Below are 25995 nucleotides of genomic sequence, written 5' to 3'. Positions count from 1 at the left end.
CCGCGCGCGCGCCCTCCGGTCCGCTGCCCGCCGCCGTGCAGGGCAAGCACTACCGCGTCGCCAGCGGCGATAGCCTGTGGGCCATCGCCAGACGCTTCAACCCGGGCGGCGAAGCCTCGCTGGAAGGGCTGATGCGCGATATCCAGCTGCTCAATCCGCAGGCCTTCGTCGGCGGCGAAGCGCATCGCCTCAAGGTGGGCGCCGAGCTGCTGCTGCCCGATACGCTCGCCGAAGAGGCGCCGCCCGCGATGCTCTCGCTGTCCAGCGAGGATGAAGAGCTGGAGAACACCCGGCCCTCCGCACCGATGCCCGGTGTTCCCGGTTCCCCGGAAAGCCAGGCTGCCCTGCAGCGGCGCGTGGATGAGGAGCTCGCCTCCAGCGCGGAAGAGAGCCAGTCGCTGCAGCAGCAGATGCGCGACCTGCAGAACCAGCTGCAGATCCTGCAGCAGCAACTGAGCGAGAGGGACCAGCAACTGGCCAGCCTGGAGTCGCGTCTCGGCGCGACGCCAGCGGCTGTTCCCCAGGCGACCGCGCCCGCCGCGGCCGAGCAAGGTCCGTCCGCCGCAGCGCCTGCGGATTTCGCGGCGCCCGGCCAGCCGGAAACGCCGCCCACGGATGCCGTAGCGCCGCTGGACGATCAGGCATCGGCCGCCGCGCCGCAGGACGAATCCGAACCGGCCCTGCCGCCGGCGGACGCTGCGCAAACCGCTCCTGCGCAGACTTCTCCCGCCGCCGAGCCTGCTCCGGCCGTGCCCGTCGCCGAGGAACCGGCCGCGCAGGAAGCGGCCGCCGAGGCCGAGCAGTCGACCGGTTCGTCGATCTGGCTGATCGGCGCCTTCTGCGTGGCGATGCTGCTGGCGTTGCTGCTGCTCTTGCGCCGTCGGCGCAAGCCCGCGCGGCTGCCCGACCCTCAGGTGGTCGTGGTGCCAGTGGTCGAGGATGATGCACTGGTCAGCCCGGCGCGCGTGCGCAGCACGGCCAGCGTCGAGCAGCCCGTCGAGACGCGCACGCAGATCTCCACCGATCCGCTGGAAGCCGCCAACATCTACATCGCCTACGGTCGCTTCGGCGAGGCCGAAAGCACCTTGCGCCACGCCCTGGAAAACGCGCCCGCGCGCATGGACCTGCGTTTGCGCCTGCTCGAAGTGCTCGCCGAGAACGGCGATCTTGGCGGGTTCGCCCGCGAGGAAGCGGTGCTGCGCGAGATGGGCGCGAGCCCGGCGCAGCTCGAGCGGATCAAGACCCGCTATCCGGCGATGAACGCGGACGCCGATGCCGTGGCGATGGCCAACTCGCGGGTCGACCCGTTGCAGGATGCCGTGCTCGACCTGGACGATCTGCCGCCCGCACCGGTCGCCCACGCGGCGCCTGACGAAGATCCCAACGATTACCCGCTGAACCTCGACGACCTGTCGCTGGACGCCGACTGGGACCTGATCAATCCGTTCCCCAACCAGTCGTCCAGGGCAGGGCAGGGCAAGGCCGAGGTCGAAGAGGAGCCGGACTTCCATTCCAACCTGCAGGAGCTGCCGGAGGTTTTCGAGCTGGACGAGCCGGAGCAGCCGTCGGCGCGCTCGGGTTTCGAAGCGGACCTCAGCGACGACTTCCTCGATGCCTTCGGTGACGACCTGTCGAGCGAGCGCCCGCTGGACGACCTGGCCGCCAGCCGCAAGATGAGCCTGGCCATGACCTACATCGAGCAGGGCGAGATCCAGAGCGCCTGCAACATCCTCAACGAGGTGATCGACCAGGGCGACGAGCAGCAGAAGGAAGAGGCTCGCGAGCTGTTGTCTCGCATCGCGTAAGAAGGTCGCCCGCGCCACCGAGACGCCGCATTCCGATGCGGCGTTTTGCTTTTCGCGCCTCGGCGACGGTCGTGGTTGCCGTTATGCTGGTCGCCCGGCCCGCCCGCGAGATCGCCATGACCCTTCCCACGCCACGCCCCGAAATCGTCATCACCTATTGCACCCAGTGCCAGTGGCTGCTGCGCGCCGCCTGGCTGGCGCAGGAGCTGCTGTCCACGTTCGCCGACGACCTCGGCCGGGTCGCCCTGGAGCCGGGAACGGGCGGGGTGTTCCGCATCACCTGTGACGGCGTGCAGCTCTGGGAGCGCAAGGCGGACGGCGGTTTCCCCGAGGCCAAGGTGCTCAAGCAGCGGGTTCGCGACCGCATCGACCCCGGGCGTGACCTGGGCCACAACGAGGCACGCACCTAGGCGCGGCCCCTGCGGCGCAGGGGTGCCCTGCGCGACAGCTTCAGTGCTTGAACATCACGTGACGCACCGCGGTGTAGTCCTCCAGCCCGTACATCGACATGTCCTTGCCGTAGCCGGAGCGCTTGACGCCGCCGTGGGGCATTTCGCTCACCAGCATGAAGTGCGTGTTCACCCAGGTGCAGCCGTACTGCAGGCGCGCCGAGAGGCGGTGCGCGCGGCCCACGTCGCGGGTCCAGATCGACGAGGCGAGACCGTAGTCGGAGTCGTTGGCCCAGGTCAGCGCCTGCAACTCGTCGTCGAACGGCGTGACCGACACCACCGGGCCGAACACTTCGTTGCGGACGATTTCGTCGTCCTGTTGCGCGCCGGCCAGCACCGTCGGCTGGAAGAAGAAGCCGTCACCGGCGACCGCCTTGCCGCCAGTGACCACCTCGATGTGCGACTGGCCGCTGGCGCGCTCGACGAAACCACTGACGCGGTCGCGATGCTGCGCGGTGATCAGCGGGCCGAGTTCGGTGGCGGCGTCGTTCTGCAGGCCGGTCTTCAGGCTGCCCACGGCATCGCCCAGGGCGGCGACGAATTTCTCGTAGATGCCTTTTTGCGCGTAGATGCGGCAGGCGGCGGTGCAGTCCTGTCCGGCGTTGTAGAAGCCGAAGGTGCGGATGCCCTCGACGGCGGCCTCGATGTCGGCGTCGTCGAAGATCAGCACGGGTGCCTTGCCACCCAGCTCCATGTGCATGCGTTTCACGCTGGCCGCGGTGCTGGAGATGATGTTGGCTCCGGTGGCGATGGAGCCGGTGAGCGAGACCATGCGCACGCGCGCGTGCGTCACCAGCGGCGTGCCGACGCTGGCGCCACGGCCGAAGACGATGTTGACCACCCCGGCGGGGAAGATCTCGGCGAGGAATTCGGCCAGTTTCAGCGCCGTCAGCGGCGTTTGCTCGGACGGCTTGAGCACCACGGTGTTGCCTGCCGCCAGGGCCGGCGCGAGTTTCCAGGCGGCCATCATCAGCGGGTAGTTCCACGGCGCGATGGAGGCGACCACGCCGAGCGGGTCGCGGCGGATCATCGAGGTGTGTCCCGGCAGGTATTCGCCGGCGGCGGAACCGGACAGGCAGCGGCTGGCCCCGGCGAAGTAGCGGAACACGTCGGCGATGGCGGGGATTTCGTCGTTCAGCGCGGCGCCGAAGGGTTTGCCGCAGTTGTCCGACTCCAGCTTCGCCAGCTCCTCTGCATGCGCCTCGATGCGGTCGGCGAGGCGCAGCAGCAACATCGCACGGTCCTTCGGCGCGGTTTGCGACCAGCCGTCGAAGGCGGCGTCGGCGGCGCGCACCGCGGCGTCCACCTGCGCTTCGCTGGCTTCGGCGATCTGCACCAGCGGCGCGCCGAGGGAGGGGTTGAGCACGGCGAGACTCTCGCCTTCGCCGGCGATCAGTTGGCCATTGATCAGCAGTTTGGTTTGCATGGGGTCAGCCTCGCTATGGGTTGTCGTTGGGTTGGGGAGGGCGCTGCTGCCCTCTCCCCCGGCCCCTCTCCCGTAAACGGGAGAGGGGAGTGTTCGTGTGGTGTTCATCGTTCGTGCCCGGCCGCTGCAGCGCGATCGTCCGGACGGATCACTTCCGGACCCGCCCGGTCCGCCCCTTTCCCGTAAACGGGAGAGGGGGAGTGTTCGTGTCGGTGTTCATCGTTCGTGCTCGGCCTCTGCAGAACGATCGTCCGGACGGATCACTTCCGGACCGCCCGGTCCGCCCCCTTTCCCGTAAACGGGAGAGGGGAGTGTTCGTGTGGTGTTCATCGTTCGTGCCCGGCCTCAGCAGTACGATCGGTCAGACTGATCACTTGCGGTCCCGCCCGGATCGCCCCCTCTCCCGTTCACGGGAGAGGGCTGGGGAGAGGGCGGCTTTCACTTGCCGCTACCCGCCACGCCCTCGCCGCCCCGGGTCAGGTAATAGGCGCCGAGGATCGGCAGCATGGTCACCAGCATCACCAGCATCGCCACCACGTTGGTCACCGGCACGTCGCGCGGGCGGCTGAGCTGGTTGAGCAGCCACAGCGGCAGGGTGCGTTCGTGGCCGGCGGTGAAGGTGGTGACGATGATCTCGTCGAAGGACAGCGCGAAGGCGAGCATCCCGCCGGCCAGCAGCGCCGAGCCGAGGTTCGGCAGGATGATGTAGCGGAAGGTCTGCCAGCCGTCCGCGCCCAGGTCCATGCTCGCTTCGATCAGGCTGTGCGAGGTGCGCCGCAGACGGGCGATGACGTTGTTGTAGACGATCACCACGCAGAAGGTGGCGTGGCCGATGACGATGGTCAGCAGGCCCGGCTCGATGCCCAGGCTCTTGAACGCGGCGAGCAGCGCCAGGCCGGTGACGATGCCGGGCAGGGCGATGGGCAGGATCAGCATCAGCGAGATGCCTTCCTTGCCGAAGAAGTCGCGGCGGTACAGCGCGGCGGCGGCCAGGGTGCCGAGGATCATGGCGATCAGCGTGGCGAGGCAGGCGATCTGCAGCGACAGGCCAATGGCATCGAGCACGTCCTGGCGCGCGAAGGCGACGCTGAACCACTTCAGGGTGAAGCCCTTGGGCGGGAAGCTGAACGCCGCGTCCTCGGTATTGAAGGCGTAGAGGAAGATGATCAGGATCGGGAAGTGCAGGAACACCAGCCCGCCCCAGGCCGCCAGCCTGAGTCCCCAGGAGGCTCGTTCAGAGTGCATCGAAGGCCCCCAGACGTTTGACGATGGACAGGTAGATCGCGATCAGCACGATCGGCACCAGGGTGAACGCGGCGGCCATCGGCAGGTTGCCGATCGCGCCCTGCTGGGCGTAGACCATGCTGCCGATGAAGTAGCCGGGCGGCCCCACCAGCTGCGGCACGATGAAGTCGCCGAGGGTCAGGCTGAAGGTGAAGATCGAGCCGGCGGCGATGCCGGGGATCGACAGCGGCAGGATCACCTGGCGGAAGGTCTGCGCCGGGCGCGCGCCCAGGTCGGCCGAGGCTTGCAGCAGGTTCGGCGGCAGCCGCTCCAGCGAGGCCTGGATCGGCAGGATCATGAACGGCAGCCAGATGTAGACGAACACCAGGAAGCGCCCGAGGTGTGAGGTCGACAGCGTGCTGCCGCCGATCCCGGGAATGCCGAGGACCAGTTGTAGCAGCGGCGCCAGGCCGAGGTGGTCGACGAACCACTGGGCGACGCCGCCCTTGGCCAGCAGCAGGGTCCAGGCATAGGCCTTGACGATGTAGCTGGCCCACATCGGCAGCATCACCGCGATGTAGAAGAACGCCTTGGTCTTGCCGCGGGTGTAGCGCGCCATGTAGTAGGCGATGGGAAACGCCAGCAGGCCGGCCGCCAGCGACACCGCCACTGCCATGCCTAGGGTGCGCAGGATGATGTCGTAGTTGGCCGGCTGGAACAGCGCGCCGAGGTTGGCCAGGGTCAGCTCCGGCGTCACCGCCATGGTGAAGTCGTCGAAGGTGTAGAAGCCTTGCCAGAGCAGCGCCAGCAGCGAGCCGAGGTAGATCGCGCCGAACCACAGCAGCGGCGGCACCAGCAGCAGCGAGAGGTACAGGTTCGGCTTGCGGTAGAGCAGGCTGGACAGGCGTCGCAGCGGGCCGCCGGCGGCCGCCGTCCTGGTATTGAGAGCGAGCTGCATCAGGCGTCCGCTCCGGGTGCGATGTCGTGCAGTGCGACCATCGCCGCGCGCGCCCAGCGTGCCGTCACCCGCTGTCCGGTGCTGCGCAGCGCGGCGCCTTCGCCCCACTGCGTATTGGCCTGGCTGACGCAGAAGTTCTGCCCGTTATCCAGGCGGATTTCGTAGCGCGTGGCGGCGCCCTGGTACTGGATGTCGTGGAGCAACCCACTGATTTCGACTTCATCGCTGCCGAGGGCTTCGCTGTCCGCCAGGCGCGTGTGCTCCGGGCGGATCGACAGGGGCCGTTCGCTGCCACCCAGCTCCAGCGCCAGGCCGCCACGCAGCACGTTGGAGGTGCCGACGAATTCGGCGACGAAAGACGTGGCGGGCTTCATGTAGAGGTTGCGCGGGGTGTCGACCTGTTCGATGCGGCCCTTGTTGAACACCGCCACGCGGTCGGACATCGACAGCGCCTCGCTCTGGTCATGGGTGACGAAGATGAAGGTGATGCCCAATTGGCGCTGCAGTTTCTTCAGTTCGCTCTGCATCTGCTCGCGCAGCTTGAGGTCGAGCGCGCCGAGCGGTTCGTCGAGCAGCAGCACGCGCGGACGATTGACCAGCGCACGGGCGAGGGCGACGCGCTGGCGCTGTCCGCCGGAAAGCTGCACGGGCTTGCGCGCGCCGTAGCCGCCCAGGGCGACCATGCCCAGCGCCTCCTCGGCGCGGGCTCGGCGCTCGGTCTTGCCGACGCCCTTGACCTTGAGGCCGTAGGCGACGTTGTCGAGCACATTCATGTGCGGGAACAGCGCGTAGTCCTGGAACACCGTGTTGACGTCGCGCTGGTAGGGCGCAAGGCCGACGGCCTCGGCACCGTGGATGCGGATGGAGCCGGCGCTGGGTTGCTCGAAGCCGGCGATCAGCCGCAGGCAGGTGGTCTTGCCCGAGCCCGACGGGCCGAGCATGGAGAAGAACTCGCCTTCCTGGATATCGATGGACACCCGGTCGACGGCCTTCACCTCGCCGAACTGGCGGGAAACCTGGGTGAACTGAACGGCGATGGTCATCTGCTGCGCTACTCCGGAAAGCAAAAGGGCGGCGTGGAAAGTGGAGGGGGCGAGGGACTCGCCCTGCCGAGAGAAACCGGACGGCCTGGGTTGCATGCCCCCTCTCCCGTTCACGGGAGAGGGCCGGGGAGAGGGGCCTTTCCTGGCACACCCATCCCGGGCCCGACGTGGACGAGAAAACGAAGGGTTCAGCGTCCGCCCATGATCGCGATGTAGTCCTGCGTCCAGCGGCTGTAGGGAACGAACTTGCCGCCCTCGGCCTGCGGGGTTTTCCAGAAGGCGATCTTGTCGAAGTTGTCGAAGCCGTTGACCTTGCAGCCTTCGGCGCCGAGCAGTTCGCTTTCCTTGCAGCCGGCGGGAACCGCGGGCAGCGAGCCGAACCAGGCGGCCACGTCGCCCTGGACCTTCGGCGACATCGACCAGTCCATCCATTTGTAGGCGCAGTTCGGGTGCTTGGCCTCGGCGTGCAGCATGGTGGTGTCGGCCCAGCCGGTGGCGCCTTCGGCCGGCACGGTGGAGGCGATCGGCTGCTTCTCCAGCTGCAGCGCGTTGACCTGGTACGGCCAAGCGCCGGAGGCGACCACGCCCTCGTTCTTGAAGTCGCTCATCTGTACCGTGGTGTCGTGCCAGTAGCGGTGCACCAGTGCGTGCTGCTTGCGCAGCAGGTCGAGCACCGCGGCGTACTGCGGTTCGGTCAGCTGATAGGGGTCGCTTATGCCCAGCTCGGGCTGCTTGGCCTTCAGGTAGAGCGCCGCGTCGGCGATGTAGATCGGGCCGTCGTAGGCCTGCACGCGACCCTTGTTCGGCTTGCCGTCGGCCAGATCCTGGGCCTCGAAGACCACGCTCCAGCTGGTCGGCGCCTGCTTGAACACGTCGGTGTTGTACATCAGCACGTTCGGGCCCCACTGGTAGGGCGTGCCATAGGTCTTGTCATCCACCACGTACCAGGGCGCGTCCTTGAGACGTGGGTCGAGGCCCTGCCAGTTGGGGATCAGCGCGGTGTTGATGGGCTGCACGCGCTTGCCATAGATCAGCCGCAGCGAGGCGTCGCCCGAGGCGGTCACCAGGTCGTAGCCGCCCTTGGCCATGAGGCTGACCATTTCGTCCGAGGTGGCGGCGGTCTTGACGTTGACCTTGCAGCCGCTGTCCTTCTCGAACTGGCTGACCCAGTCGTAGCTCTTGTCGCTTTCGCCGCGTTCGATGTAACCGGGCCAGGCGACGATGTCGAGCTGGCCTTCGCCGGCGCCGACGGCCTTCAGGGCTTCGGCGGCTTGCAGGCTGCTGCTGCCGAGCAGGGCGCCGGCGAGTGCGCCGAGCAGAGCGGTGGTGTGCGCTGACATTGGTAATCCCTCTTCTTGGTTTGATAGTCGGGGCAGTGAATGTCTTGCCGGCCGGAGCGCGTCCGGTCCTGATTGTTATGTCGCCGCGCCTGTCGGTCGGTGCGGTCGAATCGGGTGTGTCAATTTCCGTTCTCGGGCAGTCGGCCCCCTCCCTCGGCCCCTCTCCGGTGAACGGGAGAGGGGAGAAAAATCTAAAGCGGTACCTTGCCGTGGCGCGCCATGATGTGGCGGACCACGCTGTAATCGGCCAGCGAATCGCTGGACAGGTCCTTGCCGTAGCCTGAGCGTTTCAGCCCGCCGTGCGGCATCTCGCTGGTCAGCATGAAATGGGTGTTGATCCAGGTGCAGCCGTATTGCAGCCGCGCGGCGATCTGCATGGCCTTGTCCAGGTCCTGGGTCCAGACCGACGAGGCCAGGCCGTACTCGGAGTCGTTGGCCCAGTCCAGCGCCTGGCTCGGCTCGTCGAAACGGGTGACCGTGACCACCGGGCCGAACACTTCGCGCTGGACGATCTCGTCGCTCTGCTTGCAGCCGGCGAGCAGCGTCGGCTGGTAGTAGAAGCCGGGGCCGGAGTGCACCGCCGCGCCGGTGACGCGCTCGATGTGCGGCTGGCCGAGGGCGCGCTCGACGAAGCTGGCCACGCGGTCGCGCTGGCGGGCGCTGATCAGCGGGCCCATCTCGTTGTCGGCGTCCTTCTTGCGGGCGAAGCGCAGGGTCGACACGGCCTCGCCGAGCCGGGCCAGCAAGCGGTCGTGAATGCCGGCCTGGGCGTAGATGCGGCAGGCGGCGGTGCAGTCCTGGCCGGCGTTGTAGTAGCCGTAGTTGCGCACGCCCTCGACCACGGCATCGAGGTCGGCATCGTTGCAGACGATCACCGGCGCCTTGCCGCCCAGTTCCAGGTGCGTGCGTTTGAGCGTGCGGGCGGCGGCCTGCAACACCTTCTGCCCGGTGACGATGTCGCCGGTCAGCGACACCATGCGCACCTTCGGATGCCCTACGAGCTGGCTACCGACCCCTTCGCCACCTCCGCAGAGGATGTTGATCACGCCCGGCGGGAGAATCTCGGCGAGCAGCGGCGCGAGGGCGAGGATCGACAGCGGCGTGTGTTCCGAGGGCTTGAACACCAGCGTGTTGCCGGCGGCCAGCGCCGGCGCGATCTTCCACGCGGCCATCATCAGCGGGTAGTTCCAGGGCGCGATGGAGGCGACCACGCCCAGCGGGTCGCGTCGCACCAGGCTGGTGTGGCCAGGCACGTACTCGCCGGCCAGTTGGCCTTGCTGGCAGCGCACCGCGCCGGCGAAGAAGCGGAACACGTCGACGCTCGCGGTCAGGTCGTCCTGGCGCGCCAGGTGCAGGGGCTTGCCGCAATTCAGCGATTCCAGCCGCGCCAGGCTGTCGGTGTTTCTTTCGATGCAGTCGGCGATCGCCAGCAATGCCTGGGCACGTTGCGCCGGCGTGGTCCTCGACCAGCCGGGAAACGCCTGCTGGGCGGCGGCGATGGCGGCCTCCACCTGATCGATCGAGGCCTCGGCGACCTCCACCAGCGTCTCGCCGCTGGCCGGATCGATGATCGCCTCGACCAGCCCTTCGCCGCGAGACAGCTCGCCACCGATCAGCAGATCGGTGCGCAGCGTGGCGAGTGGGCTGATTGCATTCATCGTGATCGGCGTTCCGTGGCGATTCGGTTGCGCGAACCCGGCGCCGTTGAGCGCCTGTTCGTCTTTACCCGAGACTAGAGGGCTGCATCGCGGTCGACAAATGCTAAAAAATGAAAGCCGCGTTCGATTAAATAGAATGCCGGCGCGCGGAGGGCTTTTCCCGCGCCACGGTGAGGAACGGATCGACCAGCGCCGGCCGCGCCGTGCCGCGTCGCCAGGCCAGGCCGACGTCCAGCGGTTCGCTGAGGTCGGCCAGCGGCCGTGCCTCGATGATGTCGCCTTCCAGCGACCACGGCCGGTAGGTCATGTCCGGCTGGATCGACAGCCCCAGCCCGGCGGCGACCAGGCTGCGCACCGCTTCCACCGAGGCGGTGCGCAGCGTCACGTGCGGCGTCAGGCCGGCGCGGGCCCAGATGCGCTGGGTGTGCAGGCCCATCTCGTCGGCGTTCAGCTGGATCAGCGGCTCGGCGCCGACATCCGCGAGGCCAATGCTGTCGCGCTCCAGTAGCGGATGCTGGGCGGGCAGCCAGAGCCGGTGAGGCGAATGGGTCAGCACTTCGGTCTGCAGCGCGTGGCGGTCCTCCAGGTTGGAAACGATCAGCACGCCGACATCGATCTCGCCGGACACCAGCAGATGCTCGATGTACGAGCGTTCGTCCTCCACCACGCGGGTCTGCACGTTGGGGTAGGCGCGCTGGAAGCGGGTGATCAGATCGGCCAGGTAATAGCCGGCGACCAGGCTGGTCACGCCGATGGTCAGGCAGCCGGCGACCTGCTCGGTGCTCTGCTGGAGGCTGCGCTTGGCGTTTTCCACGGTGGCCAGGATCAGGTGCGCCTGGCGCAGGAACTGGTGGCCCTGGTGGGTCAACGACATGCCCTTGGCGTGGCGGTTGAACAGGCTGACGCCGATCTCTTCCTCGAGTTGCTGGATGGCCAGGGTCAGGGTCGACTGCGAGATGAACACGGCCTGCGCGGCGGCGGAAATGGAGCCCGATTCGGCGACTGCGATGAAATGGCGAATCTGGCGTAGCGACATCATGGCGGCGGGCTCGCTAAAGGATTTGCGCGAACTATGCCACGGGCGTTCGTTTTTATCGAAATGATCGCGGCTGCCGCGCGGCAATATCCGGAAGCACTCTGAAACCGCGCCCTGCGGGCCCGCGCGGTAGATTTCCCGCAGGCATTTTTTGTCTTTCTGCGGAGGAATCCCATGAATACGCGTGGTTTGCTCGATCAGTTGCTCAAATCCGGCCAGGAGCTGTTGCAGCAGAAATCCACTGGTAAATCCGCCGGCGGACTCGGTGGCCTGGGTGATGCCCTCGGCGGCATGCTCGGTGGCGCCAGGAGCAACGGCGACCTGTTCAAGGGGGCGGCCGGCGGTGCGCTGGGCGCCAGCGCGCTCGGCCTGCTGCTGGGCAACAAGAGCGCGCGCAAGGTGGGCGGCAAGGTGCTCACCTACGGTGGCCTCGCGGCGCTCGGCGTGCTCGCCTACAAGGCTTACGGCAACTGGCAGAGCCAGCAGGCCGATGCGCCGCGGGGCGAGCCGCAGACCCTGGACCGCCTGCCCGCGCCGCTGGTCGAGGAGCACAGCCAGGCGATCCTCAAGGCATTGCTCGCCGCGGCCAAGGCTGACGGACACGTCGATGATCGCGAGCGCCAGTTGATCGAGGGCGAACTGGTCAAGCTCACCGACGACCGCGAGGTGCGCCAGTGGATGGAAGCGGAGTTGAACAAGCCGCTCGATCCGGCCGATGTCGCCCGCGCGGCGAGCACCCCGGAAATGGCCGCCGAGATGTACCTGGCCAGCGTGCTGATGGTGGATGAGGAGCACTTCATGGAGCGCGCCTATCTGGAAGAGCTGGCGCGCCAGCTGAGGATCGACCCGGCACTCAAGCTGGAGCTGGAGAGCCAGGTACGCCAGGCGGTGGAAGCCTAGGTCGTCTTTCCAGGTGCGACCCTCGACTAGGCCGCCGGCACCCACGGTCGGTGGAATTCGGCCCGGTTGCGCCCGGCCGACTTGGCCCGGTACAGCGCCTGGTCGGCCAGCTCCAGCGCCTGTTCGATCCCTTCGGCGTCCAGCGGCCAGAGCGCTCCGCCGATGCTGCAGCCCACCTGGGCCTGCTGGCTTTCCAGCAGGAAGGGCTCGCGCAGGGCGCGTAGCGCGCGGGCGGCGATCTGCTCGCTCTGCATCGGCGCATCCTCCTTCGACACCTTGAGCACCATCAGGAATTCGTCACCGCCCAGGCGCGCCACCAGGTCGCCGTCGCGCAGGCAGGCGCGCAGGCGGATCGCCACCTCGCGCAGCAACTGGTCGCCGACGCCGTGGCCGAAGCGGTCGTTGATCGGCTTGAAACCGTCCAGGTCGAGGTAGAGCAGCGCCAGGGTGCCGTGCGCCTGCTGCTGGGCGTAGCGCAGGAACTTGTCCAGCGCCGCGCGGTTCGGCAGGCCGGTGAGGGGGTCGTGGTGGGCCAGGTTCTCCATCATCCCCAGTTCGCTTTTCTGCTGGGTCAGGCTCTCCACCATGCCGCGTATCGAATGGCTCAGCGACTGGATTTCGCGGCTGCCGCGGACTTCCGGAATGACCGCGATCTCGCCGGCGCTCAGGCGATCGGCGGCCGCGGCGATCTCGCGCAGCGGCCGGGTGTAATACGTCGTCATCAGCCAGCCGATGGCGGCGAAGATCAGCGCCAGTCCGGCGCCCCAGACGAGGATGTCGCGGCCCATCTCGACGGCGGGCGCGTAGGCCAGGTCGACCTGCTGGCGGGTCACCACCGTCCAGCCGAGGCCGCGGTAATCGCCGTTGCCGCGGCTGCGGGCGAAGCCGGTGAGGTAGAGGCGCTCGTCCGACCACTCCTGCACCGACCAGAAATTGTCCCGCTTGTCGTCCAGCGCCGGCAGGTCGAGGCGCTCGCCGATCATGTCCTTCGGGCCGAGCAGCACGCGGCGGTCACTGGACAGTACGAGGAATTCCACCTGGTTGCGCTCCTGCTGCGGCAGCATCAGCGAGCGCCGCACCTCGTCGGCCCAGCCCCAGGACAGGTGCGTGGCGAGCACACCGATGACCTGGCCGCCCGGGGCGCTCACCGGGAGGGCGATGTCGACGAACTTCATCGCTTCGCCGGTCGGATTGGGCAGCAGCTTGGCGAGCAGCACCGCGTCGTGGACGTCGCCGACGAAGCGTCCCTTGACGCCTTCGCTGAACACCGGGCGCTGCGCGATGTTGGCGCCTTCCAGTATGCCGTCGGTGGACGCCAGGACATTGCCCTGGACGTCCATGTAGCCGATCCAGGCGGCGCTCTGGAACTGCGATTTCATGCGGTCGAGAAGGTCGCGAATCTGCCGCAGGTCGTTGGGTTCTCGCAGCGTGTTGAGCGAGGCGAGGACATCGAGCATCCGCGCCCGGTTGGCCATGTCGCGGTCCAGGCGCTCGATCATCTGGTAGGACAGGTCGGCCAGTTGCTGGCCCACCTCCTGGCGGATGCGTTTGCTCGACTCGCTGTAGATGGCGCCGCCGAGCAACAGGCAGAGGGTGACGGCGAGCAGTGCGATGAGCAGGGCGAAGCGGCTACGCAGACTACGGGTTGCGTGCATGGCGCTGGGGTCCCTATCGGAGGCCTGGACGTGGCCGGCGAGTATGCCCCAGCGTGTGCTGCCAGGTCAGCAGGAGTCGCGTATACTCGCCGGCTTTTCCGAAGTTTTGCCTGTGAGTGATGCCCGCCATGGAAATCAACCCGATCCTTAACAGCATCAAAGATTTGCACGAACGCTCCCAAACCATTCGGGGGTATCTTTGACTACGATCAGAAGAATGAGCGTCTGACCGAAGTCAACCGCGAGCTGGAAGACCCGGCCGTGTGGAACAACCCCGAGTACGCCCAGAACCTGGGCCGCGAGCGCGCGCAACTGGCGCTGATCGTCGAGACCCTGGACGAGATGGAGAGCGGGCTGGCAGATTCCCGCGACCTGCTGGAAATGGCGGCCGAGGAGGGCGACCAAAGCGCCGTCGACGACGTCGCCGTGGAAGTCGAGCGACTGCGCGGGATTCTCGAGAAGCTCGAATTCCGGCGCATGTTCAGTGGCGAAATGGACCCCAACAACGCCTACCTGGACATCCAGGCCGGTTCCGGCGGCACAGAGGCCCAGGACTGGGCGAACATGCTCCTGCGCATGTACCTGCGCTGGGCCGACAAGCGCGGCTTCGATGCGGAAATCGTCGAACTCTCCGAAGGAGAAGTCGCCGGCATCAAGAGCGCCACCGTGCACGTCAGGGGCGAGTACGCGTTCGGCTGGCTGCGCACCGAGATCGGCGTGCACCGGCTGGTGCGCAAGAGCCCGTTCGACTCCGGCAACCGTCGCCACACCTCGTTTTCCGCGGTGTTCGCCTCGCCGGAGATCGACGACAACATCGATATCGACATCAACCCGGCCGACCTGCGCATCGATACCTATCGCTCGTCCGGCGCCGGCGGCCAGCACGTGAACACCACCGACTCGGCGGTGCGCATCACCCACGTGCCGACCAACACCGTCGTGCAGTGCCAGAACCAGCGTTCCCAGCACGCCAACAAGGACACCGCGATGAAGATGCTGCGGGCCAAGTTGTACGAGCTGGAAATGATGAAGCGCAACGCCGCCGCCCAGGCGCTGGAGGAAACCAAGTCGGATATCGGCTGGGGCCACCAGATTCGCTCCTACGTCCTCGATCAGTCGCGGATCAAGGACCTGCGGACCAACATCGAGCGCAGCGACTGCGACAAGGTGCTGGACGGCGACATCGACGAATACCTCGAAGCCAGTCTGAAGCAGGGGCTGTAACGCCCCTGTTGCCCAGGGCGGGCCTGACTCGCGGGCCCGCTTCGATACCCCAGCAGAGTGGCCGGCGGTCCGTCTCGGCCACCGCGCGACAGATGTGCTAACCGTTTCGACACAGGCACCAGCCTAACCAGGAACCACCGAAGACCATGAGCGAACAACCGCTGAACGAGCATGCCCAGCATGAGGAAGAGAACAAGCTGATTGCCCAACGCAAGGAAAAACTTGCCGCGCTGCGCGAAACCCAGCCGATTCCGTTCCCCAATGACTTCCGCCGCGACAGCCTCTGCGACGTCCTGCAGAAGCAGTACGCCGACAAGACCAAGGAAGAGCTGGAAGCCGCCGGCATCAAGGTCAAGGTGGCGGGTCGCATCGTGCTCAACCGCGGAGCCTTCATGGTGCTGCAGGACAGCAGCGGCCGCCTGCAGGTCTACGTCGACCGCAAGACGCTACCGTCGGAAACCCTGGAAGCGGTGAAGAGTTGGGACCTGGGCGACATCATCGCCGCCGAGGGCACCCTGGCGCGCAGCGGCAAGGGTGACCTGTACGTCTACATGGACAACGTGCGCCTGCTGACCAAATCGCTGCGCCCGCTGCCGGACAAGCACCACGGCCTCACCGACACCGAGCAGCGCTACCGCCAGCGCTACGTCGACCTCATCGTCAACGAGGAGGTGCGCCAGACCTTCCGCGTGCGCTCCCAGGTGATCGCGCACATCCGCAAGTTCCTCGCCGAACGTGATTTCCTCGAAGTCGAGACGCCGATGCTGCAGACCATTCCCGGCGGCGCGGCGGCCAAGCCATTCGAGACCCACCACAACGCGCTGGACATGCCGATGTTCCTGCGCATTGCCCCGGAGCTGTACCTCAAACGGCTGGTGGTCGGTGGCTTCGAGAAGGTCTTCGAGATCAACCGCAACTTCCGTAACGAAGGCGTTTCGACCCGGCACAACCCCGAGTTCACCATGCTCGAGTTCTACCAGGCCTACGCCGACTACGAAGACAACATGGACCTGACCGAGGAACTGTTCCGCGAGCTGGCCCAGCTGGTTCTGGGAACCACCGACGTGCCTTACGGCGACAAGGTGTTCCACTTCGGCGAGCCGTTCGCGCGCCTGTCCGTGTTCGACTCGATCCTCAAGTACAACCCGGAGATCAGCGCCGCCGACCTCCAGGACATCGACACCGCCCGCGCCATCGCCAAGAAGGCCGGCGCCAAGGTCATCGGCTTCGAGGGCCTGGGCAAGCTGCAGGTGATGATTTTCGAGGAGCTGGTCGAGCACAAGCTGGAGCAGCCGCACTTCATCACCCAGTACCCGTTCGAGGTCTCGCCGCTGGCCCGTCGCAACGACGCCGACCCGAGCGTCACCGACCGCTTCGAGCTGTTCATCGGCGGTCGCGAGATCGCCAACGCCTACTCCGAGCTGAACGATGCCGAAGACCAGGCCGCGCGCTTCCATGCTCAGGTCGCGGACAAGGACGCCGGCGACGACGAGGCGATGCACTTCGATGCCGACTTCGTCCGCGCGCTGGAATACGGCATGCCGCCCACCGCTGGCGAGGGCATCGGCATCGACCGCCTGGTGATGCTGTTGACCAACTCGCCGTCGATCCGCGACGTGATCCTGTTCCCGCACATGCGCCCGGAACTCTGATCGGTCTGCACTGAAAGAGCCGCCCCAGGGCGGCTTTTTCATGGGTTCCATTTCAGCCGCCGGGACGGTCGGCCTGCCTCGGTTCCCTGGATAGCGGGGGAAAGGGCGCCGGCGAGCTGATCCCGCGCCCAGACCCGCATGCCACGGGGATTGACGCCCCGCGCCCCGGAATGGAATATCCAACGGCTTTGCAACTCGCTCTGCAGCGTCGGGCGGAGCCTGATGCGTCACCCATAAGAGGAAGATTCCCGATGATTCCCTGGCGCGCGCTGGTCGCGGTCACCTGCCTTCTGCTCGGCGGTTGCCTGGCGACCTTCAAGGACCCGATCCCGGCCAACGAGGCCGCGCCCATTCCGCTGCTCGGCGAATGGACCCGCAAGGACGAATGGGGCGTGCAGCAGTTCCTCGACATCCGCCGTGCCGGCAGCAACCTGTACCAGGCGCGGGTCTATTCCGAGCGCGCGGACAACCTGGCGGGCGCCGACGAGTACGGTTTCACCGTCGCCCATCACGGCCGCCGCTGGTACCTCTCCGCCGGCCTGCCGAAGAAGTTCGGCGGCAATTTCGCCATCGGCGGTTTCGAGTTGACCGACAACGGCGAGCTGCTGGTCTACACCCTCGACATCGAGCGCATCCTCCAGGATATCCAGGGCGGTATGTTGCAGGGGCGGCGCGTGGAGACCGCGGAAGGCGACGGCGCGCTGATCGACAGCCCGTGGCCGGCGGTGTTCGCCTACCTGGACGATCCGGCCAATTCGGATGTCTTCGTCGAAGCGGCGCGCTACCAGCGCCTGGGACAGTGAGGGAGCCATGAGCAACGGCAGCAACCTGGACGACTATCAGCGCATCGTGCGCGCCCTGTCCGACCGCATCGTCGAGGCGCAGGCACCGATCCGCATCCTCGATGCCGTGAAGTGGGACGAGAGCATCCGCCAGGGCTTCTTCGACGACGGCTGCAAGCGCCTGCCGGCGGTCGATCGCGCCTATTACGAAGCGCGTCCGCTGGGTTTCGACGGTGCGGCGAAGAAGCTCGAGCTGCAGAACATCGAGCGCGACGTCACCCGCCAGCTCGGCCAGTTCAACCCCGTCGGGCAGATCATGCGGCGCATGTGCAAGGAGTACCGCATGGTGATCCGCATGCTCGAAGCGCGCGGCACCGCGGATTTCGGGCTGATTTCCCAGGAACTCTACGGCGCCGCCTCGGACGCCTTCCACGCCGGCGATCCGACCCTGGCCGACCTCGGCCTGATGCTCTCGGATTACCTGAACAACATCGACGGCCGTGGCGATCTCAAGGACGAGCCGAAGACGCTGACCGCCAAGGAAGCCGTGGCCATGCTGCAGCGCCGGCTGGACGAAGTGTTCGGTGCCGGCGAGGGCATCATCCGCGTGTTCGAGTCCGACGGCATCGTCGCCGATGCGGCGGCCGGCGCCGACTACATCAAGGTCCGCACGGACGCGCTGTTCAATGAGCGCGACGTGCGCGCGCTGGAGGTTCACGAAGGGCTGGTACACGTCGGCACCACGCTGAACGGGCTGAACCAGCCGATCTGCACCTTCCTCTCCAAGGGCCCGCCGTCCTCGACCGTGACTCAGGAGGGCCTGGCGATCCTCATGGAAGTGATCGCCTTCACGTCCTACCCAAGCCGTCTGCGCAAGCTGACCAACCGCACCCGCGCGATCCACATGGCTGAGGAGGGCGCGGATTTTCTGCAGATCTTCGAGTTCTTCCGCGAGCAGGGCTATAGCGAGGACTCCAGCTACGCCAACAGCAGCCGGGTGTTCCGCGGCTCCACCCCGGACGGGTTGCCGTTCACCAAGGACCTGTCGTATCTGAAGGGCTTCATCCTGATCTACAACTACATCCAGCTGGCGGTGCGCAAGGGCAAGCTGGAGCAGATTCCCCTGCTGTTCTGCGGCAAGACCACCCTGGAGGACATGCGCACCCTGCGCCAGCTGGTCGACGAGGGCCTGGTGGCGCCGCCCAAGTACCTCCCGCCGCAGTTCCGCGACCTCAACGCGCTGGCCGCCTGGATGTGCTTTTCCAACTTTCTCAACCACCTGAGCCTGGATCGCATCGAGGCGGATTACGCCAATATCCTCTAGCCGCCACGCGGCGAACCGTCGCGCATAATCTTGATCGGTGCCAAGCACCGACCAGCATTCCATGGCAGCATGCCGCTCCCAATCGTGGCGGGTGCATGTCCCCGCTGCCCACAACCTCCGTTCTCGAAGAAGTGACCATGAGCGAACGCAATCCCATTCCGTTGATCCTCACCGCCATCGGCAGCGTCGTTGGCACCGTCGCCGCACTGTCGTACTACGGCTACCTGCACTTCGCCAAGCCGGAGGACGCGCTGCTGCTGGCCGAGTTCACCATGCTCAAGACCATTCCCGGTCAGGATTACAAGGTCTCGCTGACCCGCGCCGACCAGATTGCCCAGTGCATCGACGGCGTTCTCGTGCTGTTCGATACCGAGCAGCGCGGCCTGTCCGGCGTGCTGGTCAACGACCGCAAGCAGGCGGTGCGATGCGTCGGCGAAGAGACGCCTCAGGTCACGAAGTGAAGATCGAAATCTGGCAGGGCGACATCACCACGCTGGAGGTGGCGGCGATCGTCAATGCCGCCAACGCCAGCCTGCTCGGCGGCGGCGGAGTGGACGGCGCGATCCACCGCGCCGCCGGCCCCGAATTGCTCGCCGCCTGCCGACCGCTCGGCGGCTGCCCCACGGGCGAGGCGCGCATCACTCCCGGTTTCCGCTTGCCGGCATGCCATGTGATCCACACCGTTGGGCCGGTCTGGCACGGCGGCGGCCAGGGCGAGGCGCAGTTGCTCGCGGCCTGCTACCGCAACAGCCTGGCGCTGGCCGAAGCCCATGGCTTGGACAGCATTGCCTTTCCGGCCATCAGTTGCGGCATCTACGGCTATCCTCCGGCCGCTGCAGCGCGCATCGCGGTGGACGAACTGCGCCGTCCGAGGGCGGACGGCAGTCCGCTGCGCCGGGCGCTACTGGTGGCCTTCTCCAGCGAGATGGCGATCCGCTACGGCGAACTGCTGGCGGCCTGATCGCCCAATGGCGGGGCGAAGCTGCCCTTCGGCGCGGGCTGGTAGAGCATCAGCGCGTAGCAGCCCAGGCAGATCAGCCAGTCGAACACGGCCGTCCAGATGTTGTGCGAGAGGAAGTGCGCGCCCTGCATCATCCTCACCAGCGACAGCGCGGTGCCCAGCGCGAAGGCGCCGACCAGCGCCACTTTCGCCAGCCGTGGGCGCCTGTCGCGCAGCAGGAAGTACAACGCAAAGAACGTGAAGCCGCTGCTGGCATGCCCGCCCGGCCAGCAGCGACCGGGCTTCAGCGTCGGTGCGCGCTCGCCGAGCAGCGGGCTGTAGGTCTCGCCACCCCCGTAGCGGGTCAGGTCCCACGGGCAATGCACGCCGGTGAGTGTTTTCAGCGGCGGCACGATGGCGGTCGACAGTCCCATCGCCAGCACCAGATAGCCGAACGGCAAGCGCCAAGCGGCCCAGCGGCGGTTCACGAAGCTCAGCAGCAGGCCGGCGATCGACAGCACGCCGACCAGGATCACCGCCTGCTTGGCGCGGTCGTGAAACCACTCCTCGAAGAATACGTTGTGGCGAGCGACGAAGCCTTCGTCGGGCAGGTAGAACAGGTCGGAAATGGCGAAATCCAGGCGGGTGGGCTCGAAGATCAGCAATAGAGCGGCGATCGCCAGCGGAATTCCCAGGCTTGCCCACAGGCGTAGCCGCGGCGAAGGATGCAGTAGCTTCTGTGTAGTCATGAGCGCTCCTAAGATCAGCGTTGGTCGATCCGGTCGTTGCCGGCGGACGAGGGTTGCCAACTGAGCAACTGGTGGCGGAAGCCGTGACTGGCCGCCTGGTAGTAGGCGATGTCGCGCTGCAGCAGCGGGTCGTCGTTGGCCACGCTGCGCTCGCGGCTGGCGCCGAGGGCATCGTCATGCCGACGCATCACCTGGCGTGGGCTGAGAATCGCCAGGTCGTGGCCATCGAACAGCCCCAGGTGCTGATAGTTGCCCAGCAGCACGCGGGGCGGTGCGGCGTTTTCCTGCAGCAGGTTGCGGCCGAAGAAGGTCGAGGTGTAGTCCATGTTCAGCAGGCCGAGCAGGGTGGGCGCAAGGTCGATCTGGCTGGCCAGTTGGGCGTTCTCGGCGGGCTTCACCCATTTTGGCGAATAGATGAACAGCGGGATCTGGTAGTTGGCGACAGGCAGGTCCTCCACCCCGGCGCTGCCCGCGCAATGGTCGGCAACGAAGACGAACAGGGTGTCGTCGAACCAGGGCTTCTGCCGCGCCTTGGCGAGGAAATCGCCGATTGCCCAGTCGGTGTACTTCACGGCGCCCTCGCGGCCCTCGCCGGAGCGGATGTCGATACGCCCGTCCGGGTAGCTGTAGGGGCGGTGGTTGGAGGTGGTCATCAGTTGCAGCAGGAACGGCTTGCCCTGTGCGTGATCGGTATCCGCCAGTTTCAGCGTCTGGGCGTACAGGTCCTCGTCGGCCATGCCCCAGGCGTTCTTGAAGTGGATGTCGGATTCAGGCACCGAACTCTGGTCGACGATGCGATAGCCGTTGCCGCCGAAGAAGGCGTTCATGTTGTCGAAATAGCCGCGTCCACCGTAGGCGAAGACGCTGTCGTAGCCCTGCGCGACGAGCTGCTGGCCGAGGCTGGCGAAGCCGCTTTCCTTGCCGATGCGCTTGACGATGGAACGCCCGGGCGTCGGTGGGACCGACAGGGTGATCGCCTCGAGGCCCCGGTCGGTGCGGGTTCCAGTGGCGTAGAAGTTGTTGAAGTAGAGGCTCTGCTGGCGTAGCGCATCGAGGTTCGGCGTCAGCCCGCGCTTGTCGCCGTTGCTGCCCAGATACTTGGCGGAGAGGCTCTCGATGGTCACCAGCACCACGTTCAACCGGCGTGGCTGGCCGGGATTGTCGATGCTGCGGCGGATGTCCAGCGGGTCGCGGCCGACGAAACTGACGTTCGGCTCGGCCAGCTCCTGGCGCAGTATTTCGGCTACCTGGGCGGTCGGCAGCTTGGCGTAGAACTGGTTGTAGTCGAGCTCGTTGCTGCGGAACGCGGCGAAGAACTGATAGGGGCCGTTGCTCGCCAGTTCATGCTGATAGGCGTTGCCGCCGATGCCGCGCGGGTGATCCTGATCCAGCAGCAGGCCGGCGAGCGCCGCACACAACCCAACCGCGGCGAGACCGCCCAGGCGTGCCCGCCAGCTCGGCAGCGGCGCACTCCAGGCACCGCGCAACGGAGCGCGCAGCAGCAGGGTGGAAATCAGCGCTACGGCGGCGATGGCGCTCAGCAGCTTGCCAATCGGGTAGGACTCCCAGAGGTTGTGCAGCACTTCATCGGAGTAAACCAGGTAGTCCACCGCGATGAAGTTGAAGCGCACGCCGAATTCGTCCCAGAACAGCCATTCGGCGACGGCGACGAAGAGCATGACGAACAGGCTGGCGCCTAGCAGCACGCCGAGCGTCGTGCGCCAGCCGCCGCGCCGCCAGATACGGGACGGGCAGAGCAACAGCAAGGCCGCCAGCGGCACGGCGGCGTACGCGAGGAAGCCGAGGTCGTAGAGCAGGCCGATGCCATACAGGCGCAGCAGGCTGCTGGCGTCGCTGCCGGCCTCGCTCAGGTGAGTCACCAGGAGCAGGCTGCGGGTCAACAGGAATACGCCCAGCCAGAGGCCGAGAATGAGGGACAGGTAACGCAGGGGCGCCGAGCGCATGAGGGTTCGCATTGCGATTTTTCCGGGTTGAACGATGCGCGGCAGTCTGGTCCCGGATATGTCGCAGCCAGGTGAATCGGCAGTTAAAAATTCGTCAAAACGAAACGGTCTAGTCTTCCCCGTGCAATCATTCGCCACCGCCGCCCCAACGGGCGCGCCCTGAGGACATTCCATGCGCATCCTGCTGGTCGAAGACAACCGCGACATCCTGGGCAATATGCTCGACTACCTGAGTATCAAGGGCTATAGCGTGGACTGCGCCCAGGACGGGCTGTCCGGCCTGCACCTGGCCGCCACCGAGCACTATGACCTGATCGTCCTCGATATCATGCTGCCGGGACTCGACGGCTACACGCTGTGCAAGCGACTTCGCGAGGATGCCCGGCGTAACACGCCGGTGATCATGCTCACCGCCCGGGACCAGTTGGACGACCGCCTGCAGGGGTTCAATTCCGGTGCCGACGACTACCTGATCAAGCCCTTCGCATTGTCCGAGCTGGCGGCGCGCATCGAGGCGGTGCTGCGCCGGGCCCAGGGCGGCGGACGCCGTCAATTGCAGGTGGCCGACCTGACCTTCGACCTGGACACCCTGGTAGTGGCCCGCGCCGGCAAGATGCTCAAGCTCAACCCGATTGGCCAGAAGCTGCTCACCGTGCTGATGCAGAAAAGCCCGCACGTCGTGCGCCGCGAGGTCCTCGAAGAAGCCGTATGGGGCGACGACTGCCCGGACAGCGACAGCCTGCGCAGCCACGTGCACCAGTTGCGCCAGGTGATCGACAAGCCGTTCGCCCGCGCGCTGATGCACACCGTGCATGGTATCGGCTATCGCTTGGCGGATGATGGCGATGGAGTATAAGCAAAGCCTTTCGCGACGCATCGTCATCGCTTTCGTTCTGGTGGCCGCGCTGGTCGCCGGTTCCTTCGCCATCGGCATCGTCAACGTCGTCCACGTGGTCGAGGAACGCCTGATCACCGGCGAACTGGGCGGTGATCTGGACCGCCTGTTGCGCATGGACTCGGTCGAGGCGTGGCGTTCGCAGCCGGAGCCGGACCAGTTCTTCTACTACAGCGGTGGCGTCGGCGAGTTTGCTTTGCCCGATGACGTCAAGCACCTGCCGCCGGGCTTCAATGAAGTTTTCCGTGGCGACATTTCCTACCACGTGTTCGTGCGCACCGTGGATGGCCGCAAGTATGTGCTGATGCAGGACCAGCGGGGCTTCGAGGCACGCGAGCAGGTACTCTTCGCGGTGGTGCTGGTGGGCTTTTTGATCAGCCTGGCGCTGGGTGGGCTGCTCGGCTGGCTGCTCGCGCGGCGGGTGATGGCGCCGGTGATCCGTCTGGCGCGGCAGGTTCGTCATCGCGACCAGTTGCTGGTGCTCGCGCCGCCGCTGGCGCCGGATTATGCCGCCGACGAAGTCGGCGAAGTGGCGGCGGCGTTCGACGCCACGCTCGGCCTGTTGCGCGAGGCGCTGACCCGCGAACGGCTGTTCACCAGTGACGTCAGCCACGAGCTGCGCACGCCGTTGATGGTGCTGGCGAGTTCCTGCGAACTGCTGCTGGAAAACCCGGGCCTGGACGAGCGTGGCCGGGCCCAGGTGCTGCGCATGTCACGCGCCTGCGAGGAAATGCGCGAGCTGGTGCACACCTTCCTGCTGCTGGCGCGTGCGCAGCCAGCAAACTCCAGCGAGGGGCAACTGGCCACGCTGATGGAGGTGGCCAGCGATCTCGTCGGGCAATGGCGCAGTGCGATCGAGGACAAGGGGCTGCGCTTCGAGTACCACGTAGACGGGGCGTTGCCGGTCGGCTACAACGCACCCTTCCTGCGTGCGGTACTGGGCAACCTGCTGCGCAACGCGCTGCATTACACCGACAACGGTTGTATCTGCCTGCACCTGCAGGCCACCGGTTTCTACGTCGAGGACAGCGGGCATGGCATTCCGGAGGCGCAGCGCGAAGCGGTGTTCGAGCCGTTCGTGCGGGGCGTCGAGCAGCGCGGCGACGGGCTCGGCCTGGGCCTCTCGCTGGTCAAGCGGATCTGCGAGAGCCAGGGCTGGAGCGTCAGCCTGTCGGCGGCGGAGTCGGGCGGCTGTCGTTTCCAGGTCACCCTGGGCGGAGAACTCGCAGCGGCGGTTTGACGCAATTTTCACATCGCCTTGACTCCCGGTTGACGGCTCGCTGGATAAGGTGCGGCCACCTTTCCCAGTAGTGGCCTTTCCCATGAGCGATACCGTCGATCTTGAGTTCTCCCACAAGTACGATCGCGAGCATGCTGAAGCCTATGGACGGAAACACGCCGACGGATTCTGGCGCACGCTCTCCCACAGACGCGATGAGCAACTGGCCCGCCGCGCCCTGCAGATCGCCGGCGAGCCGAGCCTGGTCCTCGACCTGCCGTGCGGCGCCGGGCGCTTCTGGCCGTTGCTCGCGGAGCGCCAAAACCGCGTGATCATCGGCGCCGACAATTCGGCGGACATGTTGGAGGTGGCCCTGCAGCGCCAGCCGGAATCGGTCACCCGACGCGTGCAGACGCTGCAGACCTCGGCATTCGCCATCAACCTGCCGGACAACTCGGTGGACAGCATTTTCTGCATGCGCCTGCTGCATCACGTCGGCAATGCGGCGGACCGGCAGAAGATGCTCAGCGAGTGCCACCGCGTCACCCGTGACAGCCTGATCGTTTCGCTCTGGGTGGACGGCAACTACAAGTCCTGGCGGCGCAAGCGCCTGGAGCAGCGCCGACAACTGGGTGCAGACAATGCGAACTTCCAGAACCGCTTCGTGATCCCCGCGCAAACCATCGAACAGGAGTTCGACGACGCCGGTTTCAGCATCCAGCGTCACCTGGATTTCCTGCCGCTGTACGCGATGTGGCGCGTCTACGTTCTGCGCAAGGACATGTGGGCATGAACTGCCTTGAGATGCCGACGCCGGACCTTCCGCCGTCCGCGCCACCGCTCGACACCTTCGATGCCTGGTGGCAGCGCCAGGGTGACTGGGTCGAGCAACCCAACCAGCGGCGGGGCGGGGAGAGCGGCGTACAGCGGTTGCAGGAGATGGACCGCGTGCTCTATGCAAAGCGCCAGGTCGGCCATCTGTATCGCAGCCTGCGTTATCCGCTCGGCCGGCCCACGGTGCTGCGCGAGCACGATGCGCTGCGCCGCATGACCGACCTGGGCGTGCGCGTGCCGAATGTCGTGCACTGCTCCACCTCGTTCAGCGCCGATACCGGCTGGCGCGGACTGCTGGTCACCGAGTCGCTCGACGGTTTCCAGGACCTCGATGCCTGGTATGCCGGCGGTGCGCGCGAGCGTTACGACGAACGTCTGCACGAGCAACTGTTGCACCAACTGGCGGCCACCCTGGCGCGCATGCACCGCGCGCGCTGGCAGCATGGCTGCATGTATGGAAAGCACGTGTTCGTGCGGGTCAACGGGGAGGGCGCCGACGCGCGCGCCGAGGTGGCGCTGCTCGATCTGGAAAAAAGCCGCCGCCGGCTGACCCGGAGCCATGCCGCGCAGCACGACCTGCGACAGCTGAGGCGCCATTCGTCGTTCAGTGCCGCCGAATGGGCGAAGCTGATCTACGTTTACCGAGCAGCGTTCGGTAGGCCAATCAAAGGGTTGCAGTGATGAGACTAGAAATCGCTCGAGGTCTGTTTCTCTGCGCGGCGCTGGGCGTCGCCTCCCTGGCCGTAGCGTCCTGGACGGAGCCCGCGCCGAAGGTGATCAGCGGGCTTCCGAGCCTGGCGAAGAATTGCCCGATGCCGGGCAACCTGCGGGCGAAGGTCCAGCCGCAACCCGACGAAGACCTGCTGTTGCTGATGTTCAGCCTGGCCCAGGGCCTGCGCGCACCCAGCTGATCGAACC

General features: G+C 66.6%; 24 protein-coding genes. 14 read left to right on the top strand and 10 right to left on the bottom strand.

Annotated elements, in window-relative coordinates; genetic code table 11:
• Both B2X67_RS11850 and B2X67_RS11845 read left to right on the top strand, forming a co-directional pair.
• Window positions 1-1805 (top strand): FimV/HubP family polar landmark protein (locus B2X67_RS11850; protein WP_286785597.1); only part of this gene is annotated, 1805 nt, incomplete at its 5' end.
• Between the two features lie 116 nt (window positions 1806-1921).
• On the top strand, window positions 1922-2215 hold the full coding sequence (locus tag B2X67_RS11845; protein WP_273231377.1) for a SelT/SelW/SelH family protein: 294 nt from the start codon (window positions 1922-1924) through the stop codon (window positions 2213-2215).
• A gap of 40 nt (window positions 2216-2255) precedes the next feature.
• Here B2X67_RS11845 and B2X67_RS11840 read toward each other — a convergent pair whose 3' ends face one another.
• From B2X67_RS11840 to B2X67_RS11810, 7 genes are all read right to left on the bottom strand, one after another.
• Window positions 2256-3680, bottom strand: coding sequence for a gamma-aminobutyraldehyde dehydrogenase (locus B2X67_RS11840; protein WP_286785596.1), 1425 nt, complete (start codon window positions 3678-3680; stop codon window positions 2256-2258).
• Window positions 3681-4118: 438 nt separating this feature from the next.
• Window positions 4119-4925, bottom strand: coding sequence for an ABC transporter permease (locus B2X67_RS11835; protein WP_273231382.1), 807 nt, complete (start codon window positions 4923-4925; stop codon window positions 4119-4121).
• Window positions 4915-5862, bottom strand: a complete 948-nt coding sequence (locus B2X67_RS11830) for an ABC transporter permease (RefSeq protein WP_286785595.1) — start codon at window positions 5860-5862, stop codon at window positions 4915-4917. The genes B2X67_RS11835 and B2X67_RS11830 overlap by 11 nt, the downstream gene beginning before the upstream one ends.
• Window positions 5862-6905, bottom strand: coding sequence for an ABC transporter ATP-binding protein (locus B2X67_RS11825; RefSeq protein ID WP_286785594.1), 1044 nt, complete (start codon window positions 6903-6905; stop codon window positions 5862-5864). The genes B2X67_RS11830 and B2X67_RS11825 overlap by 1 nt, the downstream gene beginning before the upstream one ends.
• A 188-nt stretch (window positions 6906-7093) precedes the next feature.
• Window positions 7094-8245: a putative ABC transporter substrate-binding protein YdcS gene (ydcS, locus tag B2X67_RS11820; protein ID WP_286785593.1), complete on the bottom strand. Its 1152-nt coding sequence runs from the start codon at window positions 8243-8245 to the stop codon at window positions 7094-7096.
• Window positions 8246-8436: 191 nt separating this feature from the next.
• Window positions 8437-9903, bottom strand: coding sequence for a gamma-aminobutyraldehyde dehydrogenase (locus B2X67_RS11815; RefSeq protein WP_273231393.1), 1467 nt, complete (start codon window positions 9901-9903; stop codon window positions 8437-8439).
• A gap of 127 nt (window positions 9904-10030) precedes the next feature.
• Window positions 10031-10942, bottom strand: coding sequence for a LysR family transcriptional regulator (locus B2X67_RS11810; protein WP_090227584.1), 912 nt, complete (start codon window positions 10940-10942; stop codon window positions 10031-10033).
• A gap of 171 nt (window positions 10943-11113) precedes the next feature.
• On the opposite strand from B2X67_RS11810, the gene B2X67_RS11805 reads away from it, so the two are divergent.
• On the top strand, window positions 11114-11839 hold the full coding sequence (locus B2X67_RS11805; protein WP_273231397.1) for a tellurite resistance TerB family protein: 726 nt from the start codon (window positions 11114-11116) through the stop codon (window positions 11837-11839).
• A gap of 26 nt (window positions 11840-11865) precedes the next feature.
• Here B2X67_RS11805 and B2X67_RS11800 read toward each other — a convergent pair whose 3' ends face one another.
• On the bottom strand, window positions 11866-13494 hold the full coding sequence (locus B2X67_RS11800; protein ID WP_286785592.1) for a diguanylate cyclase domain-containing protein: 1629 nt from the start codon (window positions 13492-13494) through the stop codon (window positions 11866-11868).
• 128 nt (window positions 13495-13622) lie between these two features.
• Here B2X67_RS11800 and prfB point away from each other — a divergent pair.
• From prfB to B2X67_RS11770, 6 genes are all read left to right on the top strand, one after another.
• A protein-coding gene (gene prfB, locus B2X67_RS11795; protein ID WP_286785591.1) for a peptide chain release factor 2 occupies window positions 13623-14718 on the top strand; the annotation gives its coding sequence in 2 pieces (ribosomal slippage) (window positions 13623-13694 and window positions 13696-14718; 1095 coding nt in all).
• Window positions 14719-14864: 146 nt separating this feature from the next.
• Window positions 14865-16370 (top strand): lysine--tRNA ligase, encoded by a 1506-nt coding sequence (gene lysS, locus B2X67_RS11790; RefSeq protein WP_286785590.1) that lies wholly within the window; start codon window positions 14865-14867, stop codon window positions 16368-16370.
• 251 nt (window positions 16371-16621) lie between these two features.
• On the top strand, window positions 16622-17173 hold the full coding sequence (locus B2X67_RS11785) for a hypothetical protein (protein WP_286785589.1): 552 nt from the start codon (window positions 16622-16624) through the stop codon (window positions 17171-17173).
• Window positions 17174-17180: 7 nt separating this feature from the next.
• The gene (locus tag B2X67_RS11780; RefSeq protein WP_282339118.1) at window positions 17181-18476 is read left to right on the top strand and encodes a flavohemoglobin expression-modulating QEGLA motif protein; all 1296 of its coding nucleotides are present in this window, start codon (window positions 17181-17183) and stop codon (window positions 18474-18476) included.
• A 137-nt stretch (window positions 18477-18613) separates the two neighbouring features.
• Window positions 18614-18937 (top strand): hypothetical protein, encoded by a 324-nt coding sequence (locus tag B2X67_RS11775; protein ID WP_282339119.1) that lies wholly within the window; start codon window positions 18614-18616, stop codon window positions 18935-18937.
• On the top strand, window positions 18934-19437 hold the full coding sequence (locus B2X67_RS11770; RefSeq protein ID WP_282339120.1) for an O-acetyl-ADP-ribose deacetylase: 504 nt from the start codon (window positions 18934-18936) through the stop codon (window positions 19435-19437). Before B2X67_RS11775 ends, B2X67_RS11770 begins: the two co-directional genes overlap by 4 nt.
• On the opposite strand, the gene B2X67_RS11765 is transcribed toward B2X67_RS11770, so the two are convergent.
• Both B2X67_RS11765 and B2X67_RS11760 read right to left on the bottom strand, forming a co-directional pair.
• Window positions 19413-20165 carry a phosphatase PAP2 family protein gene (locus B2X67_RS11765; RefSeq protein WP_282339121.1) on the bottom strand — a complete coding sequence of 251 codons (753 nt, stop codon included), beginning with the start codon at window positions 20163-20165 and terminating at the stop codon, window positions 19413-19415. The genes B2X67_RS11770 and B2X67_RS11765 overlap by 25 nt on opposite strands.
• Window positions 20166-20179: 14 nt before the next feature.
• Window positions 20180-22141, bottom strand: coding sequence for an LTA synthase family protein (locus tag B2X67_RS11760; RefSeq protein WP_282339122.1), 1962 nt, complete (start codon window positions 22139-22141; stop codon window positions 20180-20182).
• A gap of 160 nt (window positions 22142-22301) precedes the next feature.
• Between B2X67_RS11760 and B2X67_RS11755 the strand changes: the two genes are divergently transcribed.
• The 5 genes from B2X67_RS11755 to B2X67_RS11735 all read left to right on the top strand — a co-directional run bounded on the left by B2X67_RS11755 (window position 22302) and on the right by B2X67_RS11735 (window position 25988).
• On the top strand, window positions 22302-22985 hold the full coding sequence (locus B2X67_RS11755) for a response regulator transcription factor (protein WP_286785588.1): 684 nt from the start codon (window positions 22302-22304) through the stop codon (window positions 22983-22985).
• Window positions 22975-24264, top strand: coding sequence for a sensor histidine kinase (locus B2X67_RS11750; RefSeq protein WP_286785587.1), 1290 nt, complete (start codon window positions 22975-22977; stop codon window positions 24262-24264). Before B2X67_RS11755 ends, B2X67_RS11750 begins: the two co-directional genes overlap by 11 nt.
• A gap of 82 nt (window positions 24265-24346) precedes the next feature.
• Window positions 24347-25036: a class I SAM-dependent methyltransferase gene (locus B2X67_RS11745; RefSeq protein WP_273231422.1), complete on the top strand. Its 690-nt coding sequence runs from the start codon at window positions 24347-24349 to the stop codon at window positions 25034-25036.
• Between the two features lie 11 nt (window positions 25037-25047).
• On the top strand, window positions 25048-25758 hold the full coding sequence (locus B2X67_RS11740; protein WP_273231495.1) for a lipopolysaccharide kinase InaA family protein: 711 nt from the start codon (window positions 25048-25050) through the stop codon (window positions 25756-25758).
• Entirely contained in the window at window positions 25758-25988 is a 231-nt protein-coding gene (locus tag B2X67_RS11735; RefSeq protein WP_090227552.1) for a hypothetical protein, read from the top strand. The genes B2X67_RS11740 and B2X67_RS11735 overlap by 1 nt, the downstream gene beginning before the upstream one ends.
• The last annotated feature ends 7 nt before the right edge of the window (window positions 25989-25995 follow it).

The organism is Pseudomonas sp. UBA3153 (assembly GCF_002364635.1).
Lineage (GTDB): Bacteria > Pseudomonadota > Gammaproteobacteria > Pseudomonadales > Pseudomonadaceae > Pseudomonas_O > Pseudomonas_O kuykendallii.
Note: the sequence above shows the minus strand (reverse complement) of the source record. Positions and strands in the feature narration are given on the sequence as shown.

Bases quoted from the DNA above. Each gene is read 5' to 3' on its own strand.
- B2X67_RS11845 (WP_273231377.1), top strand. From the start codon at position 1,922: ATGACCCTTCCCACGCCACGCCCCGAAATCGTCATCACCTATTGCACC.
- B2X67_RS11840 (WP_286785596.1), bottom strand. From the start codon at position 3,680: ATGCAAACCAAACTGCTGATCAATGGCCAACTGATCGCCGGCGAAGGC.
- B2X67_RS11835 (WP_273231382.1), bottom strand. From the start codon at position 4,925: ATGCACTCTGAACGAGCCTCCTGGGGACTCAGGCTGGCGGCCTGGGGC.
- B2X67_RS11830 (WP_286785595.1), bottom strand. From the start codon at position 5,862: ATGCAGCTCGCTCTCAATACCAGGACGGCGGCCGCCGGCGGCCCGCTG.
- B2X67_RS11825 (WP_286785594.1), bottom strand. From the start codon at position 6,905: ATGACCATCGCCGTTCAGTTCACCCAGGTTTCCCGCCAGTTCGGCGAG.
- ydcS (WP_286785593.1), bottom strand. From the start codon at position 8,245: ATGTCAGCGCACACCACCGCTCTGCTCGGCGCACTCGCCGGCGCCCTG.
- B2X67_RS11815 (WP_273231393.1), bottom strand. From the start codon at position 9,903: ATGAATGCAATCAGCCCACTCGCCACGCTGCGCACCGATCTGCTGATC.
- B2X67_RS11810 (WP_090227584.1), bottom strand. From the start codon at position 10,942: ATGATGTCGCTACGCCAGATTCGCCATTTCATCGCAGTCGCCGAATCG.
- B2X67_RS11805 (WP_273231397.1), top strand. From the start codon at position 11,114: ATGAATACGCGTGGTTTGCTCGATCAGTTGCTCAAATCCGGCCAGGAG.
- B2X67_RS11800 (WP_286785592.1), bottom strand. From the start codon at position 13,494: ATGCACGCAACCCGTAGTCTGCGTAGCCGCTTCGCCCTGCTCATCGCA.
- lysS (WP_286785590.1), top strand. From the start codon at position 14,865: ATGAGCGAACAACCGCTGAACGAGCATGCCCAGCATGAGGAAGAGAAC.
- B2X67_RS11785 (WP_286785589.1), top strand. From the start codon at position 16,622: ATGATTCCCTGGCGCGCGCTGGTCGCGGTCACCTGCCTTCTGCTCGGC.
- B2X67_RS11780 (WP_282339118.1), top strand. From the start codon at position 17,181: ATGAGCAACGGCAGCAACCTGGACGACTATCAGCGCATCGTGCGCGCC.
- B2X67_RS11775 (WP_282339119.1), top strand. From the start codon at position 18,614: ATGAGCGAACGCAATCCCATTCCGTTGATCCTCACCGCCATCGGCAGC.
- B2X67_RS11765 (WP_282339121.1), bottom strand. From the start codon at position 20,165: ATGACTACACAGAAGCTACTGCATCCTTCGCCGCGGCTACGCCTGTGG.
- B2X67_RS11760 (WP_282339122.1), bottom strand. From the start codon at position 22,141: ATGCGAACCCTCATGCGCTCGGCGCCCCTGCGTTACCTGTCCCTCATT.
- B2X67_RS11755 (WP_286785588.1), top strand. From the start codon at position 22,302: ATGCGCATCCTGCTGGTCGAAGACAACCGCGACATCCTGGGCAATATG.
- B2X67_RS11750 (WP_286785587.1), top strand. From the start codon at position 22,975: ATGGAGTATAAGCAAAGCCTTTCGCGACGCATCGTCATCGCTTTCGTT.
- B2X67_RS11745 (WP_273231422.1), top strand. From the start codon at position 24,347: ATGAGCGATACCGTCGATCTTGAGTTCTCCCACAAGTACGATCGCGAG.
- B2X67_RS11740 (WP_273231495.1), top strand. From the start codon at position 25,048: ATGCCGACGCCGGACCTTCCGCCGTCCGCGCCACCGCTCGACACCTTC.
- B2X67_RS11735 (WP_090227552.1), top strand. From the start codon at position 25,758: ATGAGACTAGAAATCGCTCGAGGTCTGTTTCTCTGCGCGGCGCTGGGC.